The sequence below is a fragment of the Acinetobacter sp. Ac8 genome (assembly GCF_055392545.1).
In genome coordinates this window covers 1,659,810-1,676,164 of record NZ_AP043689.1, presented here as the reverse complement: position 1 = coordinate 1,676,164, position 16,355 = coordinate 1,659,810, and the positions used below count along the sequence as shown (strand labels likewise).

Sequence of the window (16,355 nt, the reverse complement as noted above, 5' to 3'; positions counted from 1 at the left end):
TGACTTTGCTTCCCTGTTAAGCCACTTTTTGACAGCTTTTCGATTCGATAAAATGCTGTGCCTGTTCTGGATCAAACCACCATGGGGCAAAATTGCGTGGATTATCAAAATTATTGGCAATACTCGAAGCAATGGCATGGTTCTGCTCAGCCGCCGCCAAAAGCTCAATCATGTGCGGTTGTGGAGGCAACAATAAACTGTTGGTCCAAGCCACGACTTTTTCGGCATATGCCCAATAACGTTCAAATGTCTGTTGCATCCATTCAGCTGTAAATGTTTGATTGTCATGCGCTAAAATGGCATCGAAATAAATTTTGCTACACTTGGCGGCATTGTTTGAACCTTGCCCAGTGATTGGGTCGTTCACCACTAATGCATCGGCCATACCAAAAACTTTACGACCAGATGGCAGGGTTAATATCGGTTTACGCACTCCCGGTGGAAAACGTCCAGACAGATAGCCACCTGCATCGGTTAATTCAATATTTTCACAACGTGCTGCTTCCCAAGGCACATATTTGTTTAAAATATCTTTACTCATTTGCAAATGCTGTTCTGGTGTTTTTGCATCTTGCCAGCAATCCATCGGCCCACCGGGAATGCCTTCAAACACCATAATTTCACAAGCACCTGTAACTGTAAGTGCTGGAAAACAGAAATATTCACCCACTTCTGGAATCACATTAAAAGTCACACGTGAATACGGCGACATTTGCTTCATACCTGTCACATAGGTCAAAGCAAGCGCGCGTTGTGGCTTATCAAAACAACTACGCGCTTCATCACGCTCGAACTGTTTAACCACTTCCCCCTTACCTGCGGCCAGTAAGACCAGCTCATATTCAGCAGTGAGCTGTTCCAGTTCATCTATTCCAACATCTTGAATAATCAACTGACCACCCCGACGCTCAAACATTTCCATCCAGTACGGCATCTTGACGCGCTGATCTACCGATTGTGCATAACGCTCCAATCGCGCACTCCATGCAAAGGCAGGCTGTTTTGTTTCTGGGTTGACCAGTGTAAATCCAATCCCTTCAACCGCTGGACATTGCTCTTCCCAAAAATTAAGTCCAACATCACGCTCTGTTTGCAAGGCAGTGTGAAACATACACTGACTCGACATGACCTTGCCCTGACGAATTTCATCGCCAGTACGATTGGTGACAATCGTCACCTCATAACCTGTGTCTAATAATCCTAAACCGAGCTGCAATCCAGATTGACCCGCTCCTACTATAGCGATACGACGCATCATGGTTCTCCCATATTTTTTAATTCATTGAGTGTTTTAAATGTTTGATTTGCTATCACGCTTCATCGGCTAAACGTGGAATAGCTGGTTGATTCCCTTCAGGCCCCATGACGGAGTAACCACCATCGACGGCATAGTCTGCGCCCGTCACAAAACTTGCGGCTGGCGAGAGTAAAAACAGCACCACATTGGCCACCTCTTCGGGATGACCTAGACGTCCCAGCAAGTGATAGTCAGCTGCTACGGCATCAGCTTTGATTCGGTTATTGCCACTGACATCGGCAATCACCCGTGACCATGTCCAACCAGGTGATACCGAATTAACCCGCACCCCATCTGCTGCAAAATCCATCGCCATGGACTGGGTGAGTTGTCGCATCGCTGCTTTTGAAACGGGATAAAGCCAGCGTCCTGTTTGCGCAAATTTGGCGGAGATCGAGGTGAAATTGACTATCGCACCATGCTTGGTTTTTAAATCCTCATAAAACGCACGGGTCAATTCGACTGCCGAAAGCAGATTAATATTCAATGCTTGTAACCAGTCTTCACGTGAGGATTTAAAGCCATCATCCAGATAGGTACAGGCCAGATTGACCAAATAATCAACTTTGCCAAAGCTGTCGTGAATTGTTTTTACTGCGTTTACAATCGCCACATCACTGCTTAAATCAGTTTGAATAAATTGCGCCTGTCCGTGCATGGCATCCGCCACTTGCTGTCCTTGTTGGTCAATATCCAGAATAATGACTTTTGCACCTGCATCGACCAATGCTTGAACTACGGCCTGACCAATCAGGGTTGCGCCGCCACTGACCACAGCGATTTTCTGATTCAATTGAATATCCATATTCCACTCCTGATAGTTAAAACGATTTGCCTTCGCTGCTTGACCAAGACGGCATGAGGGTATTGGATGGCAAATCTTCATCCAGTAGTTTTTGAGCAGTTTCTACACCAGCAACGGGTAGCCCTTTAGGATTGAGTAATCCAATTTGAACCAGAACGGATGCCTGATCCCAGTAGATATGTTCATGGCAGAGTTTTGGGCCACGGAACTGAATCACACCCAGCATAGGAATCTCAACATACTTCCCTGTTGGCGCGACTCCCGGCAGTAACCAGTCAATTTCACTGTCATGGGTAAAACTCATAATGAATTCATCCACCACCTGTGTTGAACCAACAGTGCGTGAGATCGACGTGATCTTCATATCTTTAGGATTTTGATGAACGAAGTGATATTGATAGAAGCGGGCAAGTTGGCTATATCCCACACCACCTGTCAATGTTGGAATATGATTGACATAGGGTTGCGCCACCATGGTTGCCATAGTGGCAGGTACATCGCGTGTATCAAATTCATAACGGATATGCGCTTCCCAAAGTGCAACCAAATCATAAACTGGTCCGATACTTTGATGCAGTGCGGTAATACTGCGTTCATGGGCAAAGCGTGCGGAAGGTTTGTGATAATGTTCGCTGTTTGGTCGGGCAAAGGCATGATCTACACCCTCATAGACATAAGCCTGAACATTGCTATATTGGGCGGCAGCATCCAGAATCTTCTGGCGTGCCTCTGGCGGTGTAAACTTGTCTAATTCAGCAATATGTAAAACTACACGACCTTTGGCATTTTCAAGCTCATCGAGTGTCTTCTCGATTCCTACCCCGTAATACCCCACTGCACAGGCCACTTCAGGAATACGACAACCTGCCAGATACGCCAGTTTTCCACCCAGACAATATCCCACGACACCTAAGCCTGCACTGGCATCGCAACTCTCTAAAGTTTTGAGAAAATTCAAGCTATCTTGAATATCTTCGACACCTTGATCTTCATCATAGTGTTGATAAAGCTCGAAGGCTTTTTGAAAATCTTGCTCGGTATAACCCAGTTCAATGCGGGGTGCAGTCCGCCAGAATAAATCTGGAACCAATACGGTATAGCCTTCCTCAGCCAAAAAATCAGCCTTGATACGCATTGCTGCATTCACACCAAAAATTTCCTGACACAGTACAATTCCAGGCCCTTTTCCGCCCTCTGCAATTGCCAAATACCCAGCAAATGACTTCCCTGTTTGTGTTTTTACTTCAATATATTGACCTGACATTTCATCCACTCCAGACCTAACCGTTAGCGTTATCATGTCTGTGAAAGGTATTTAACGTCTGTCCAAAATCTGCGAGGATTATCCAATCAGTGCGGAATACTGTGAAAGATGAAAATTCAATGCATAAAATTTATTTTAGAAATCATTAGATCTTTTTCATAAATCAAAAAATGAGCATATTGAGCGAATCGTTTTGATATTGAAATTGCCTTTGGGCTGAGGCGAGGATGAGAGGGCTTTTATGTTGAATTGTGGTTTTAATAAGGACTTATGATAGAAGCTGATTGCCACTTTTTATAAATATCTTGTCATCTACTATTCTGAACAACATTATCTTAAACAAGATTTTGCTCACCACATCAGTAAGCAATAAGTAAATCTGCAATTTTGCAAAAGTTCTCAATAGAACTCATTGTTAAAGTCCATCTCTCTCAGCAATACATTGCAACAATACCCTGTTGTTCAGTAAGCTATGTTCAACGCTACATGTAATGCACGCTTCTGTGCGATTCGTCCCAACTTCTATAAAGCTGATTCTAGCAAGCTGAGTGAATATATTAGACATGGTTTCTGATTTATTAAATTCTAATATGCACCTTGCATTTTCTGACAACAATCAAGTTCGTGTAGTAACGACTTTTTCTGAACTTGTAAATACGACATTTCAAGGCGAGATAAATGCTATTTGTTGGAACAGAGATTTGCTGGGTGATTTTAAAGAAATTGTGTCTAAACTTGAATTAAAAGAAAATATTACCGAAGTTTCCACTGAAGATCTTTTAGCACTACAACTTTCAGAAAAAGGTATTCTGGCAAGGGACATCATCTTAAACGATATACAACTATTAACTGATTTCGGCGCTTCGCCTTCACTGAATTTACTTAAACATTATGAACGGGATCAAGATCTGGATTTCATTTCTACAGATGTATATTCGTATCATGTTGATCGTTCACCCATTGAAACAGATACTTTTTTATGTACCTATCATGGCGCTGCCAGTGACATCATCTCCAATGATCAAGTGGAACAAAAAATTTTGATCCCAGAAATCAGGGAAAAGCTTAAAGCATTACATGACGGTCCTGAAGCAGAATTTGAAACCTTTCTGCAAGAGTATTTTTTTGATCTGCATTACCAGCCGAAACCCAACTCAGAACCTGTAAATTTAGGCTCAGGACATCTTTGGCGCTTAGCGGTAGATCATCCAACCCAACAGGTTTTACCTTGCGTTCATCGAGCGCCCGTTGAAAAGGATGGCGAGTATAGGTTGTTGTTAATTTGTTAGAACATGCCCCAATACAGCTAATAAATAGAGAAAAATTGCCGCTCGATATGACAAGTTTAAAACGGTTGATCAAAGCACGCGCTTGTAAATAATGCTGTGTAATTCCATTTTAAAATAATCAACGACTCGCACTTTAAGCAAGAGACTAAAGTGGTTTATTAACGCTTTCCCATTTTGGAAAGAATCGGGTTAAAAGCGCGAATGAATTAATAGATTATATTTTTACTCGATTCTTGGTTTCACTTGGATTCTCTCCAAATTCTTCACAATATTCATGCGAAAAACGACCCAAGTGATTAAATCCCCAATCAAAAGCTAATTTTGAAATGGAAATATTTTTATCCATAGAGGTACTTAAGGTCTTATAAACTTGTTGTAAACGATATCTACGTAAAAAAGTCAAAGGACTTGTTCCATAATACTGTTGAAATTCAGCATATAATTTAGACTTTGATACGCCAGCTAATCTTAGCAAATCTTCTGCACGAATCTCCTCATGGGCATACTTCTGAATATAGTCGCATACCTTACGTAAGTATTCTGGCGCTTGTTGATCAGATAAGGATCTTAACAAGCTTGAATAATTATTTTCTTGCGAGAGTAATAAAGCTTTAATCAGGAAATTTTCATAATCCTCTGACCAAAGTTGTAAGCCCTGCATACTTTTGTATTGAGATCGCAGCAACAAAAAATGATTAATATTTTGCCACCACATCCCGATCCCCTGATCAATCTTCAAACTCATTTCAGGATTGAAAACCACGGGCTCTTCAACAGACCGACGTAGTAATTCTCCTAACACCTTCTGCATACTTTTTTCAGGAATAACCACTTGATATTTTTTACAATCTTTATCAATCGCTAAATCTTGTAAATCTGCATTAGATAAAATTAAGCCTTTATCCGCACTGGAAATATAATTGGTGCCATTGATTGCTAAAGTCTGCTTACCTTGAATCGGCAAGCTAATACTATATGCCCTTAAATTAGACGTGTTAATGAGTACATTTGCACCATAGCTGATCTTACCGATCGCCATACGCTTGTGGGGTAATCGAATCCCTTCATAATGGAAATCTAAGACATTTCGACCGCATGTATCTAAATGATGCTCCCCACATATTGAGGACATTAAACTGTGTGCAAATTCTGCCTGACGGGAATAGTGATTTAGATCCATCTCTTGGCTTAGTGATAACATATTCTTTTCACCTAGCTAACGCTCAATACTTGTTAAGGGGCAAATTACGTGCCAATTCCTTTCCTTAAAATATTAAGCTCTGTTTATCCATACACAATGTAGAAAATCAATTTTGTATCTTTCTTTATAACAAATTTAATTGAGAACTTATATACTATTTGAGTATGAAATTATTACTAAAATAAGTCCCCTTGCAAAAGGTCTCCAGCGTTTAAAAATCTGACTACAACATAAAAATATTATTTTCTTTAGCTTGTGATTAAAAATATAAGCATAGATATTAAGATATCCAAAAAACTAGAATTCCCATCATCTATATTGTTTATTTAAGCTATCTTCAACATAATGAAAAATTATGAGGCTATTGACTCTAATTCACCTTAACTTGTAGCGATACTCAATATAACCTGCAATACTTATCATTATTTATTAAAGCTTACATCTAATAATCAAAATTATTTAAAATAATTCGACCTCTATTGAATAAATCAAAAAATAAGCATGTTAAGAAAATCATACTGCTATTCAAAGTGCCTTCTCCACTTTGAAGAAGGCTAGAATGATAGGTTTATACTTTAAAAAAACTTATGCAAGAAAACTACTGATGATTACCATTGATAACGAAGTCTAAATAAATGCAGATCAGGCGTTGCTTTACTATCACTGGTATATAATCGCTCATAGTCAAAACCAATACCATAATTAAAGCGCAATGCCATACCTACTCCCAAATCGCGTCTTGAAAAATCCTCACCTTGAGTATATTTAATATGATCACCCATAACATAAGGTTGTATCGATTGAATACCATAATTTTGCACTTTAAACTTATATCCTGCATAGTATTCAATACCATAAGCTTCAGTATCCAAATAATGTTCTACGCCATAAGGCGCTGGCTGATTGCGCGCAAGATTATTCGGCACTAAGTTCTTATACCATCCTGCTCCCACTCCCCACATCCACTGACCATCAAAATAATATAAAGCTGTAGCGATTACATGTTGAGATAGATTATGATTATCTTGTGAATCCGATAAACTGACTTGATTATGTTTATAAGAAGTTCCCCAATGTAAATTTTTGCTCAAATGAACATCGGTTGCGATCTCTTCACCTGATTTCAACTTATAGTGGAAGTTGTTCAGTGAGGTTTCATCTCCAAATAAATACGCTGCATAAAAATCAACATATTGATTTTTCTTTTCATAACGTAATGTTTTACTTGAAACTAAGGTTCCATCAAAAAATGAAAAAGGACTCCACGTAGAAACTTGACCTAGCATATCGTAATCCCAAAGATCTGTTTTTACTCCAACGACATCATGGTAAATACTATACATTTTGCCAAACTTTAATGTGCCATATTGAGAATTTTCCATACCCACATAGGCTTGAATCGTTGTGAACTCTTCATCATTCTTGGCATAATGACCATCCCAATCCAAGATTTTTGGCAAATTGAAATAATTTTGATACCCTACAATTAAATGTGTATTTTCATTCAATTTATAATCAAGATCTAAATACATACGGCTCGCAGCACTATAACCATTTCTACGATATTTTTGACTTTGATTGTTCGCATTATATTCATCAAAGTTTAAAGCTTGTAAGCGCATGCTCCCATGTGTTTTAACTGTCAAACTATCTTGATCAGAAAAAATTTGATCTTGATTAATCAGCTCAACTTCAGCAAATACTGTTGTTGCATTTAGTATTACCCATGTGAAACAAGCAATTTTTAATGTATTTTTTAACATTTCTACATCCTTGTTATTCAGATTTAAATCGTTAGACTATCCTTTCTAACCATCATGAAATTTATAACAATTAAATATTATCCGTGTATTTCAATGTAATATTTAAATTATGATTAAAATTTTCTGAAATTTTTATTCATTCAAATCAGAACTTCAACAAGCATAATATTACAATCACATTTACGGCAAAATATTCAAAGCATCAATATTTTAGAATTACTTATACTACTAGAGTTTTTTTAATAATTTATTCAACAACTCCCTATTAATGTGCGGATTATTAAAACCCAATATCACATTTATTAGAAATTTTAGAAAAATATATTAATACGACTTTAGGATCATCTCATCGATTTTATGTGTTATTAAGAACCAAATTCCTCTTGGTTTATTCTTTTCAAAAAAACCGAAATGGATAACCAATTCGGTTTTAGATTGCATATCGTCATCAAACTATTTTTTATGAATATTCCCTTGATTCTGAATAAATTCAGCAATATTAATTACATCAAGATCCTCACTCGCATGGACAGGACCTTTAAACTCACGCCCAGCTGTTGTTTGTAAATATTCACTATTAATTTTTTCATTATCGGGCCAAATATGGTTCAATACCAATCCCTTAGCCCCCATTTTCGTAGCAAATGCACCTACACCTAAGGTTGCTTTACGATTACGAGGATCTGTTCCTGAAATAATCGCTGTATGACCATCTAAAATCTGTGTCGTCATGGTTTTTTCTAAAGGTGTACCTGCAAACACTGCTACAGCTGCATTTACATCCATCACTTCATTAATCAAAATGTCGGTATTTTTACCCAAACGAAGTAAATTTTCATTTGGAGCAGTATCACCACTAAATGTGACCGATCCATATTTAGTATCAAAGCGATAAGACCAAGCTGGATATACCAGTGGATGCTGAGCCAATGCTGCAGTCACTCTTACATAATCATCTTGATAGACCTGTATCGGGTTCATCACAGGTGACATATTGCTAGGACTGGCATTTTTAGGTGCAGGTAATGCCATAATGTTTAACATCCCTTGCCCATTTGTTCCGGTCAAATCTCGTGGTTGATCATCTGCACGACGTACTGTATGAATTGCATTATTCATATCATAGGCATTCGCAGCAAAATGTAGCTGCATTAATTCTTTAATGCCTGGCGTTGGGTCTTCAGCATGGATTAATTTAGTATTTGGTAAATGACCAAATCCAGCATCATCACCTAATTTACCATTCGAGTCAGCACGATCTGGTCCAACCAATGCAATTTCTTGTTTACCATATTTCCAATTAGGGAAGTTAACATTCACAAATGGATACAGATCATCCACATGATCAGAGTGCAAGTGTGTAATAAAAATTCCACGCACATCGCCAAAATTCAGACCACTTTCATAAAAGCGTTGTACCAAACCTGATCCTGCATCAATAACATAGACTTGACCATCTACAACCAGCGCTGTTGATGTCGCAGCCCTTAGACTTGGGAAAGGTCCTGCTCTAGTCCCCAACATAACAAGGTACATTCCAGTGCGTGGCGGTGGAGTCGCTCTAACTCGTTTAGCTTGACGCTGCAAGTAACTTGGTGTCGCACTCTTTAAACTCTTTGATTGTGTATCAGTACGATTAAACGCTTGTTCATCTGCGGCAAAACTCAACTGGCCAATAAAACAAGTGGAAATAGCAACACACAAATATTTTTTTAAATTTTTCATATTAATTCCCTTTATATAAAACAGTCTTTAAAAATCACAGCACATCATTTTCTGTAATTTCATCGATTACGGTATTTTCAAAGCAAAACTATTGAGTTGATAGCGTTAGTTTTCTATTAATCTCAGCCAGTAAGAGAATCCTTCACTTAAGGTTTTACATTTTACTCATCATAATTTTAACAATCATTTTTGAACAATCTTTCTAATTTTTAGGTTAATTACAACGATATTTTGAATAAAATTTAAATAATAATGAAAAATTACTGATTATATTCTATTTTATAAATACCATCCTATTCACGGGGTCTAGCTCACATTATGCTACTCAGCTATATAAAAACTTAATGTCATTAGACCTCAATAATTTGCTTGATGTTTAACATGCGATCTTGCATTTTTATAAGGCTATTCCTTACCACCCATTCCACGCTTTAATAGACAGCGAATTGTTTTAATATTATTCCATTCGTTCAAGAAATTTTCTTTTTAAACCAATAAATTATTAATAGAACCATTAAAAATGGAATACCAAACTGCAATGTTGATTTAAACTCATCGGTAAACCAAGTGGTAATCGTAATGCTAAATATACTGATCAAACCTAATAATGAGATAAGCCGACTTGCTGGAATTTTAAATTTCAGTACTGTTTGATGGCTTGCAAGATGTTTACGGAAAAATATATGTGTTACAAAAATACTTCCCCAAGTAAATAATGCACCAAACATGGAAAGTGCAATCATGATAGGAAATGCTGACTCTGGATTAATGCTATAAACTACACTCGCAACTCCAATCCCTATGGCAGAAAGCATTAATGCATTTATGGGCACACCATTGCTGCGGATTTTTCCAAAGATTTTTGGAGCATCTCCTGCACGTGATAAACTAAAAAGCATACGGGTAGAAATGTAGAGCATACTGTTCATCGCTGAAAGTGCGGCCACAACAACAATAGCGTTTAAAATACTGTCCGCATATGGGATACCGACCAGTCTCATGACTGTGACAAACGGACTGGTTGCATCTTTTCCAATCAATTCAGTCCATGGTACTAGTGTCACAATTAAAAATAGTGACAGTAAATAGAATAGAATCAACCGTACAGCCGTACTCTTAAATGCATATTTTACCGCTTTTTCTGGATCAGCAGCTTCACCTGCTGCCACAGCAATCATTTCAATACTGAGATAACTAAAAATAGAAATAATGACACCAATCCAGACCCCACTAAAACCATTTGGGAAAAATCCCCCATGACCAGTTAAATGAGCCGTGATATGGCTTTGCTCAGTATTTTGCGTGAGAATTCCAATTGCGAGTAATATAAATACAATAATGGCAAAAATCTTAATGGTAGAGAACCAATATTCAACCAATCCAAAGGCTTTAACACTATAAGCATTAACCGCAAGCAAAGTGCCTGAGAAAAACACGATCCAGAACCAAGCATGAACATCTGGAAACCACATTTTCATATAATCAGCGACAGCGGTAATTTCAGTACCAACCGCAAGAACCATACAAGCCCAATAACTATAACGCACTAAGAACCCAGCTAATGGACTAATATAATGTTCTGCATAAGCTCCAAAAGATCCTGAGGTCGGGTGCTGAACCGTCATTTCTGCAAGACATGCCATCAGTGCAAAAGCGATTAATCCACCAATAGCGTAACTGACAATAACTGCAGGACCTGCATAACTAATCGCAAACTTACTCCCCATAAATAAGCCAGTACCAATCGCACCACCAATGGCAATCATACTCATTTGCTTTGCAGTCAATTTTTTATGTAGGCCCGATTCCCTAGTTTGAATTTCATCAAAATTATTCATAAACCCCTCCTGGGTAAATGTATTTTTGTTTATAAAGCAACTTAGATTAAGTGACTTGCCCGCGAACTTGATATTCGCTGTTCTCCCATTCACCTAATATCATGACTTGCTTTAGGTGCTGTACAGCATCCCAAATATCAACAAAACCGAGATATAGAGGGGTGATTCCAAAACGTAATACTTCAGGTTCTCGATAATCACCTATTACCCCGCGCTTAATTAATGCTTGGATAATCTCATAACCAAATTGATGCTTATAACTCACATGACTACCGCGATGTTTATGCGCAACTGGGGTAATCATTTCGAATCCAAAGTCAGCGCATTCTTGCTCAACTAAAGCCATGAATAAATCAGTCAGTTTTAGCGATTTTGTTCGAATTTTCTCCATACTGGTATTGAGGAAAATATCTAAACCACACTCAATGAGACTCATTGAAATAATACTTTGAGTTCCACATAAATAACGACGAATACCTACGGCTGGTTCATAGTTTTGAGCCATATCAAAAGGTTTGTTGTGCCCCCACCATCCAGATAAGGGTTGCCAGAACCTATTGTGATGCTTCGGATTAACCCAAAGTAAAGCTGGAGAGCCAGGGCCACCATTTAAATATTTATAAGTACATCCAATCGCAAAATCACTATCTGTCTGATTTAATTCAATCGGAACAGCACCAACAGAATGACAAAGGTCCCAAATAATCAAAGCACCTTGAGCATGAATTTTTTGGTTAATTTCGTTCATGTCATACAAATAGCCAGTACGATAATTCACATGTGAAAGCACCACCACAGCAACATCGTTTTGATTTAAGAGTACATCTAAGTCATTTCCGTTTTCAATTAATTCCAAACGATAGCCTTGATGAATAAGATCCAAAAATCCTTCAATGATATAGATATCCGTTGGAAAGGCATCCTTCTCAGCAATAATTACTTTACGTGAAGCATCCTTTTCTGCTTGAATTTTCACAGCTGAAGATAAGACCTTAAAAAGGTTTAATGTCGTTGAATCGGAAATAACCGTTTCACCTGCATTTACACCAATTAATTCAGCAACTTTATCTCCCAAACGCGTAGATAATCCCCACCAATCTGCGGTGTTCCAGCTATTAATCAGGTCATTACCCCATTCTTGAGAAATAACCTGTTGTGCTAAATCTAATGATTTGGCGGGTCGAGCACCTAATGAATTACCATCAAGATAAATAACATTTGTTGGAAGTGAAAATTCGTTTTTAAATTGTGCTAGTGGGTCTTCCTTATCCCAAACTTGACATTGTTCACGTGTAATCATGTTTTCTCCTTTTGGAAATCGTCCTTTATTTAGTTAAATATTATCATGATGAAAATATGATTTATTCGATATTATCTAGTCATTTTCTTATATTTTGATATATAATTCTAATTAAGTGGATTATATTTGAAGGATATCCCATCATGGATTTAGATGTTATTGATCTTAAAATTCTAAAACTGTTGCAAGAAGATGCACGCTTAAGCAATCAAGATCTGGCTGATCTTGTGCACTTATCTGCTTCTGCTTGTCATCGTAGAGTAAAGATTTTGGAATCAAATGGAATTATTGAAAAATACCAAGCGAAAATAAATTATGCAAAATTGGGTATCAAAATAGAGGCAATGGTTGAAATCAAGTTGGCTCATCTTACAGATGAAGATCATCACACCTTTATGACTCAAATTAGGGATTTTGATGAAGTAATCAACGTTTATATTATTACTGGCGAATCTAACTATGTTTTGTGGGTAGCAACAAAAGACCTAGATTCTTTTTCTCAATTTATCATCAATAAGCTCAATAAGATTAAAGGCATTATGAATATAAACTCGAAGATCGTTTTGAAAAAAGTGGTGCAAAAGAGTTTGATTTAAAATTTACTTAGTTGAGCATCATAACGACTATCTAACACCACAAAGGGTTCAGCAACCTCCTCCCATATATGGTTTAATTAAATACATATTAAAACCATGAACCAAAGTAATTTTTTAAAATTTTTAAAGAATACCCTAAGATGTATAATTTTTAAGCAACCAAAAGCTTTCGTCTAATGAGCTTGAGTATTTTTTAAGAAGTTTCATTTGCTCATTTAGAATATTGTGAACCTGTTTACGTATATTTTTTATTATTTGTTAGCATGATGTTTGATGAGCTGAAATACCAAACGGGCGCCCATAGCATGCAACGTTACTTCTTTTAGAAAAAATATAAAATGAACTTTTCAAATTAAACCCAATCGACAATCATCATAAGTGCCAAATGCTATCTGTTAACAGTTTGACTTCCTCGATATCGTGAGTCACATATAACATAGGAATTTTAATCTCATTCTTTATTTGTTGAAAGAATGGAATAATTTCAGCTTTATGCTCTGCATCCAATGCAGATAAAGGTTCATCTAATAGCAGAATATTCGGCGAATATAAAATCGCACGCCCCAATGCCACACGTTGTTTTTCGCCACCAGACAGATGTATTGGCATTCGACCAAGCAGATGGCTCAGCTTTAATAATTCAACGATATAGTCCAACTCAAACTGACGTCGCTCAACATCGATTCGGTTATATCCAAACTTTAAATTCCCCATAACATTTTTATGTGGGAATAATTGGGCATCTTGAAAGACTAAACCCACACGGCGTTTTTGAGTGGGGATATTTATTTTTGTTTTATGATCAAACCAAGTATCTTGGTTCACTTTGATCCAGCCTTGTTGTGGCGTACGTAAGCCAGCTATCGCATTTAAAATGCTGGTTTTACCTGAACCAGAATGTCCAAATAATCCCACAACACTTTCATCAGATTTAAATTGCTGATTTAAATTAAATTTATCAAATTTCAAGATTATTTTAAAATCAAAATGCATTACGTTAACTCTGTTTTTTCTTTTGATAGCGGTGAAACCACTGTGCAAACCATAATGCCAAAAATGCCACAGTCAATGAAATCATAATCAGACGTTGCAATGCATGATTCATATCAGGCTGTTGCATCAAACTATACATCGCAAGCGGTAAAGTTCTGGTTTCACCTTCAACATTCCCCACAAAGGTAATGGTTGCGCCAAACTCTCCTAAACTACGACAGAAACATAAAATTGCACCAATTAAAATACCGCTACTCGCTAAAGGCAAGGTCACATGCATAAAAGTTGAAAATGCAGATGCACCTAAAGTTTTTGCAGCCATTTCTAGCTTTTGATCAACAAGTTCAATCGCCAGACGAATCGATTGTACCAATAATGGAAATCCCATCACTGCCGAGGCCAAGACTGCACCTTTCCAATTAAATGCAAAATCTAGGCCGAACTCCGTTAAATATTTCCCTAAGAAGCCACGATTACCAAAAACTTGTAAAAGTAAAAAACCTGGCACAACTGGCGGTAACACCAAAGGTAAAAAAATCAATGTTTCAAATAATGATTTTCCGAAAAAATCTTTACGTGCCAAAATCCAGCCAACGATAATGGCTGGAATCAAGCTAAAAATCAGACAAAAACCAGCAACTTTACAAGAGAGTTTTAAGACTTCAATTTCTGCTGGTGACAGTACATCAAACATAACCGATTTCTAATTGAGAACGCTAAAGCCATATTTTTTAAATATAGTTTTAGCTTCATTACTTTGTAAATATTGATAAAACTTAACAGTTTCAGGGGTCGGTTTTACCATCCCCATTGGGTAAACAATTGGTGTATGCGTGTTTAACGGAAACTCAGCAATAACCTTAACGTCTGGACTAATTGCAGCATCAGTTAAATAAACAATCCCCACATTACATTCACCACGTGCCACAAAATTCAGTGCAACGCGAACATCTTCAGCTTGAACTAAACGCGGCTGAATTTTTTCCCACCACTGCAATGAGGTCAAAGCTTGCTTCGCATACTTTCCAACAGGAACACTTTTGGTATCGCCTGTACAAAGCTTGCCTTTAAATACGGTGGTCGGGTCAAAGGACGGAGTCATTTTGAATTGTATGTTTTGATTTTTCGGGCTAATCAATACCAAACGATTGCCAAGTAGATTCTTTCTATTTTTAGGGTCAATCAATTTTTTATCTTGTAAATAATTCATCCACTGCTCATCGGCAGAGATAAACAAATTGGCTGGTGCCCCTGCTTCAATCTGTTTTGCCAGTGTCGATGAACCGGCATAAGATGTTTTAACTTTTATATTATTTTTCTTTTCATATTTTTGATCTAGTTCTGCTAGAACATTGGTTAAACTGGCTGCAGCGTAGACTGTGATAGTATCTTCTGCATAAGCATGGCCCATGGCAAGCAAACTTAAACTAAATAAAAATTTTTTCATCGACATCTTCCTTTGAATAACAAAAAATTGATCGCTAAGCATTACTGACTATAAAGGACAAAACCGTCACCCCGACAAAAGCTTGCCAATGTGAGACCTGAAGCTTGTGCCATCTCTATTGCCAGACTGGTAGGCGCAGAAATTGTTGCAAGTAATGCGATATTTAATACAACACATTTTCTAATCAGTTCATAACTTGCTCGACTGGTCATCACCACAAATCCTTTTGACAAATCAAAGTTCTCTGCTGAGATATGACCCAGTAATTTATCTAGCGCATTATGTCGTCCAACATCTTCAAAAATAGCATGAATGTTCCCCTCCACAACCCAAGCAGCAGCATGCGCTCCGCCAGTCACAGCAGTAATCTTTTGCTGGTTTTTTAATTGTTTGATTGCATTAGGAATTTCTATTAACCATTCTGATTGGATTGTAGAACTAATTTTTGGTAATGAAAATTGAAGTTGTTGAAGACTTTCTATACCACATAAACCACATCCTGTTCTACCAATCAGCATTCTGCGATGTTGTTTTAATGCCATAAAAGCTTTTGATGAAATTTTCATCTCAACCTGTATACCAAAATTGTTGTGAATAATATCAAGCGAGTAAAGTTCTTTTAAACTGGCAATTATTCCTTCAGAAAGACTAAATCCTTTTGCAAACTCTGCGATATCCGTTGGTGTAGCCATCATCACCGCATGAGATATACCGTTATAAACCAATGCAATCGGATATTCTTGAACAACCTGATCAAACTGAACATCTGTTTTATCTTGATCAAATCGTGTAATTTGAACTGACGCATAACCTGAAAATTGTGGTTCCAACTTGAGC

General features: G+C 37.4%; 14 protein-coding genes. 2 read left to right on the top strand and 12 right to left on the bottom strand.

Annotated features, from left to right (window positions below):
- Positions 1 to 16: 16 nt before the first annotated feature.
- The 3 genes from ACZ5QH_RS07895 to ACZ5QH_RS07885 are packed head-to-tail and all read right to left on the bottom strand — an operon-like array spanning position 17 to position 3,366.
- On the bottom strand, positions 17 to 1,255 hold the full coding sequence (locus tag ACZ5QH_RS07895) for a styrene monooxygenase/indole monooxygenase family protein (RefSeq protein WP_303576532.1): 1,239 nt from the start codon (positions 1,253 to 1,255) through the stop codon (positions 17 to 19).
- Positions 1,256 to 1,310: 55 nt separating this feature from the next.
- Complete coding sequence (locus ACZ5QH_RS07890) at positions 1,311 to 2,102, bottom strand: SDR family oxidoreductase (protein WP_303576531.1); 792 nt, start codon at positions 2,100 to 2,102, stop codon at positions 1,311 to 1,313.
- 16 nt (positions 2,103 to 2,118) lie between these two features.
- Positions 2,119 to 3,366 carry a dienelactone hydrolase family protein gene (locus tag ACZ5QH_RS07885; RefSeq protein ID WP_004820381.1) on the bottom strand — a complete coding sequence of 416 codons (1,248 nt, stop codon included), beginning with the start codon at positions 3,364 to 3,366 and terminating at the stop codon, positions 2,119 to 2,121.
- Positions 3,367 to 3,956: 590 nt separating this feature from the next.
- Between ACZ5QH_RS07885 and ACZ5QH_RS07880 the strand changes: the two genes are divergently transcribed.
- Entirely contained in the window at positions 3,957 to 4,655 is a 699-nt protein-coding gene (locus ACZ5QH_RS07880; RefSeq protein WP_303576552.1) for a DUF1826 domain-containing protein, read from the top strand.
- A 214-nt stretch (positions 4,656 to 4,869) separates the two neighbouring features.
- Here ACZ5QH_RS07880 and ACZ5QH_RS07875 read toward each other — a convergent pair whose 3' ends face one another.
- The 5 genes from ACZ5QH_RS07875 to kynU all read right to left on the bottom strand — a co-directional run bounded on the left by ACZ5QH_RS07875 (position 4,870) and on the right by kynU (position 12,482).
- Positions 4,870 to 5,856 carry an AraC family transcriptional regulator gene (locus ACZ5QH_RS07875; RefSeq protein ID WP_303576530.1) on the bottom strand — a complete coding sequence of 329 codons (987 nt, stop codon included), beginning with the start codon at positions 5,854 to 5,856 and terminating at the stop codon, positions 4,870 to 4,872.
- A 608-nt stretch (positions 5,857 to 6,464) separates the two neighbouring features.
- Entirely contained in the window at positions 6,465 to 7,619 is a 1,155-nt protein-coding gene (locus ACZ5QH_RS07870; RefSeq protein ID WP_303576529.1) for a porin, read from the bottom strand.
- A 453-nt stretch (positions 7,620 to 8,072) separates the two neighbouring features.
- Entirely contained in the window at positions 8,073 to 9,344 is a 1,272-nt protein-coding gene (locus ACZ5QH_RS07865; RefSeq protein ID WP_034614145.1) for an MBL fold metallo-hydrolase, read from the bottom strand.
- 470 nt (positions 9,345 to 9,814) lie between these two features.
- Complete coding sequence (locus ACZ5QH_RS07860) at positions 9,815 to 11,182, bottom strand: amino acid permease (RefSeq protein ID WP_034614144.1); 1,368 nt, start codon at positions 11,180 to 11,182, stop codon at positions 9,815 to 9,817.
- Between the two features lie 46 nt (positions 11,183 to 11,228).
- The gene (kynU, locus tag ACZ5QH_RS07855) at positions 11,229 to 12,482 is read right to left on the bottom strand and encodes a kynureninase (protein ID WP_034614141.1); all 1,254 of its coding nucleotides are present in this window, start codon (positions 12,480 to 12,482) and stop codon (positions 11,229 to 11,231) included.
- A gap of 143 nt (positions 12,483 to 12,625) precedes the next feature.
- Here kynU and gigD point away from each other — a divergent pair, with 143 nt between their 5' ends.
- Positions 12,626 to 13,078 (top strand): Lrp/AsnC family transcriptional regulator GigD, encoded by a 453-nt coding sequence (gigD, locus tag ACZ5QH_RS07850; protein ID WP_004721649.1) that lies wholly within the window; start codon positions 12,626 to 12,628, stop codon positions 13,076 to 13,078.
- A 372-nt stretch (positions 13,079 to 13,450) separates the two neighbouring features.
- Here the strand turns inward: gigD and ACZ5QH_RS07845 are convergent, their stop codons facing one another.
- Genes ACZ5QH_RS07845 through fdhD form a run of 4 tightly spaced genes read right to left on the bottom strand, consistent with a single transcriptional unit; the run spans position 13,451 to position 16,348 of the window.
- Positions 13,451 to 14,071, bottom strand: coding sequence for a molybdenum ABC transporter ATP-binding protein (locus tag ACZ5QH_RS07845; RefSeq protein WP_034614138.1), 621 nt, complete (start codon positions 14,069 to 14,071; stop codon positions 13,451 to 13,453).
- A gap of 4 nt (positions 14,072 to 14,075) precedes the next feature.
- A complete protein-coding gene (gene modB, locus ACZ5QH_RS07840; protein WP_004820372.1) occupies positions 14,076 to 14,765 on the bottom strand; it encodes a molybdate ABC transporter permease subunit in 690 nt (229 codons plus the stop codon).
- Positions 14,766 to 14,774: 9 nt separating this feature from the next.
- Positions 14,775 to 15,518, bottom strand: coding sequence for a molybdate ABC transporter substrate-binding protein (gene modA, locus ACZ5QH_RS07835; RefSeq protein ID WP_303576528.1), 744 nt, complete (start codon positions 15,516 to 15,518; stop codon positions 14,775 to 14,777).
- 41 nt (positions 15,519 to 15,559) lie between these two features.
- Positions 15,560 to 16,348 carry a formate dehydrogenase accessory sulfurtransferase FdhD gene (fdhD, locus tag ACZ5QH_RS07830; protein ID WP_303576527.1) on the bottom strand — a complete coding sequence of 263 codons (789 nt, stop codon included), beginning with the start codon at positions 16,346 to 16,348 and terminating at the stop codon, positions 15,560 to 15,562.
- Positions 16,349 to 16,355: the final 7 nt, after the last annotated feature.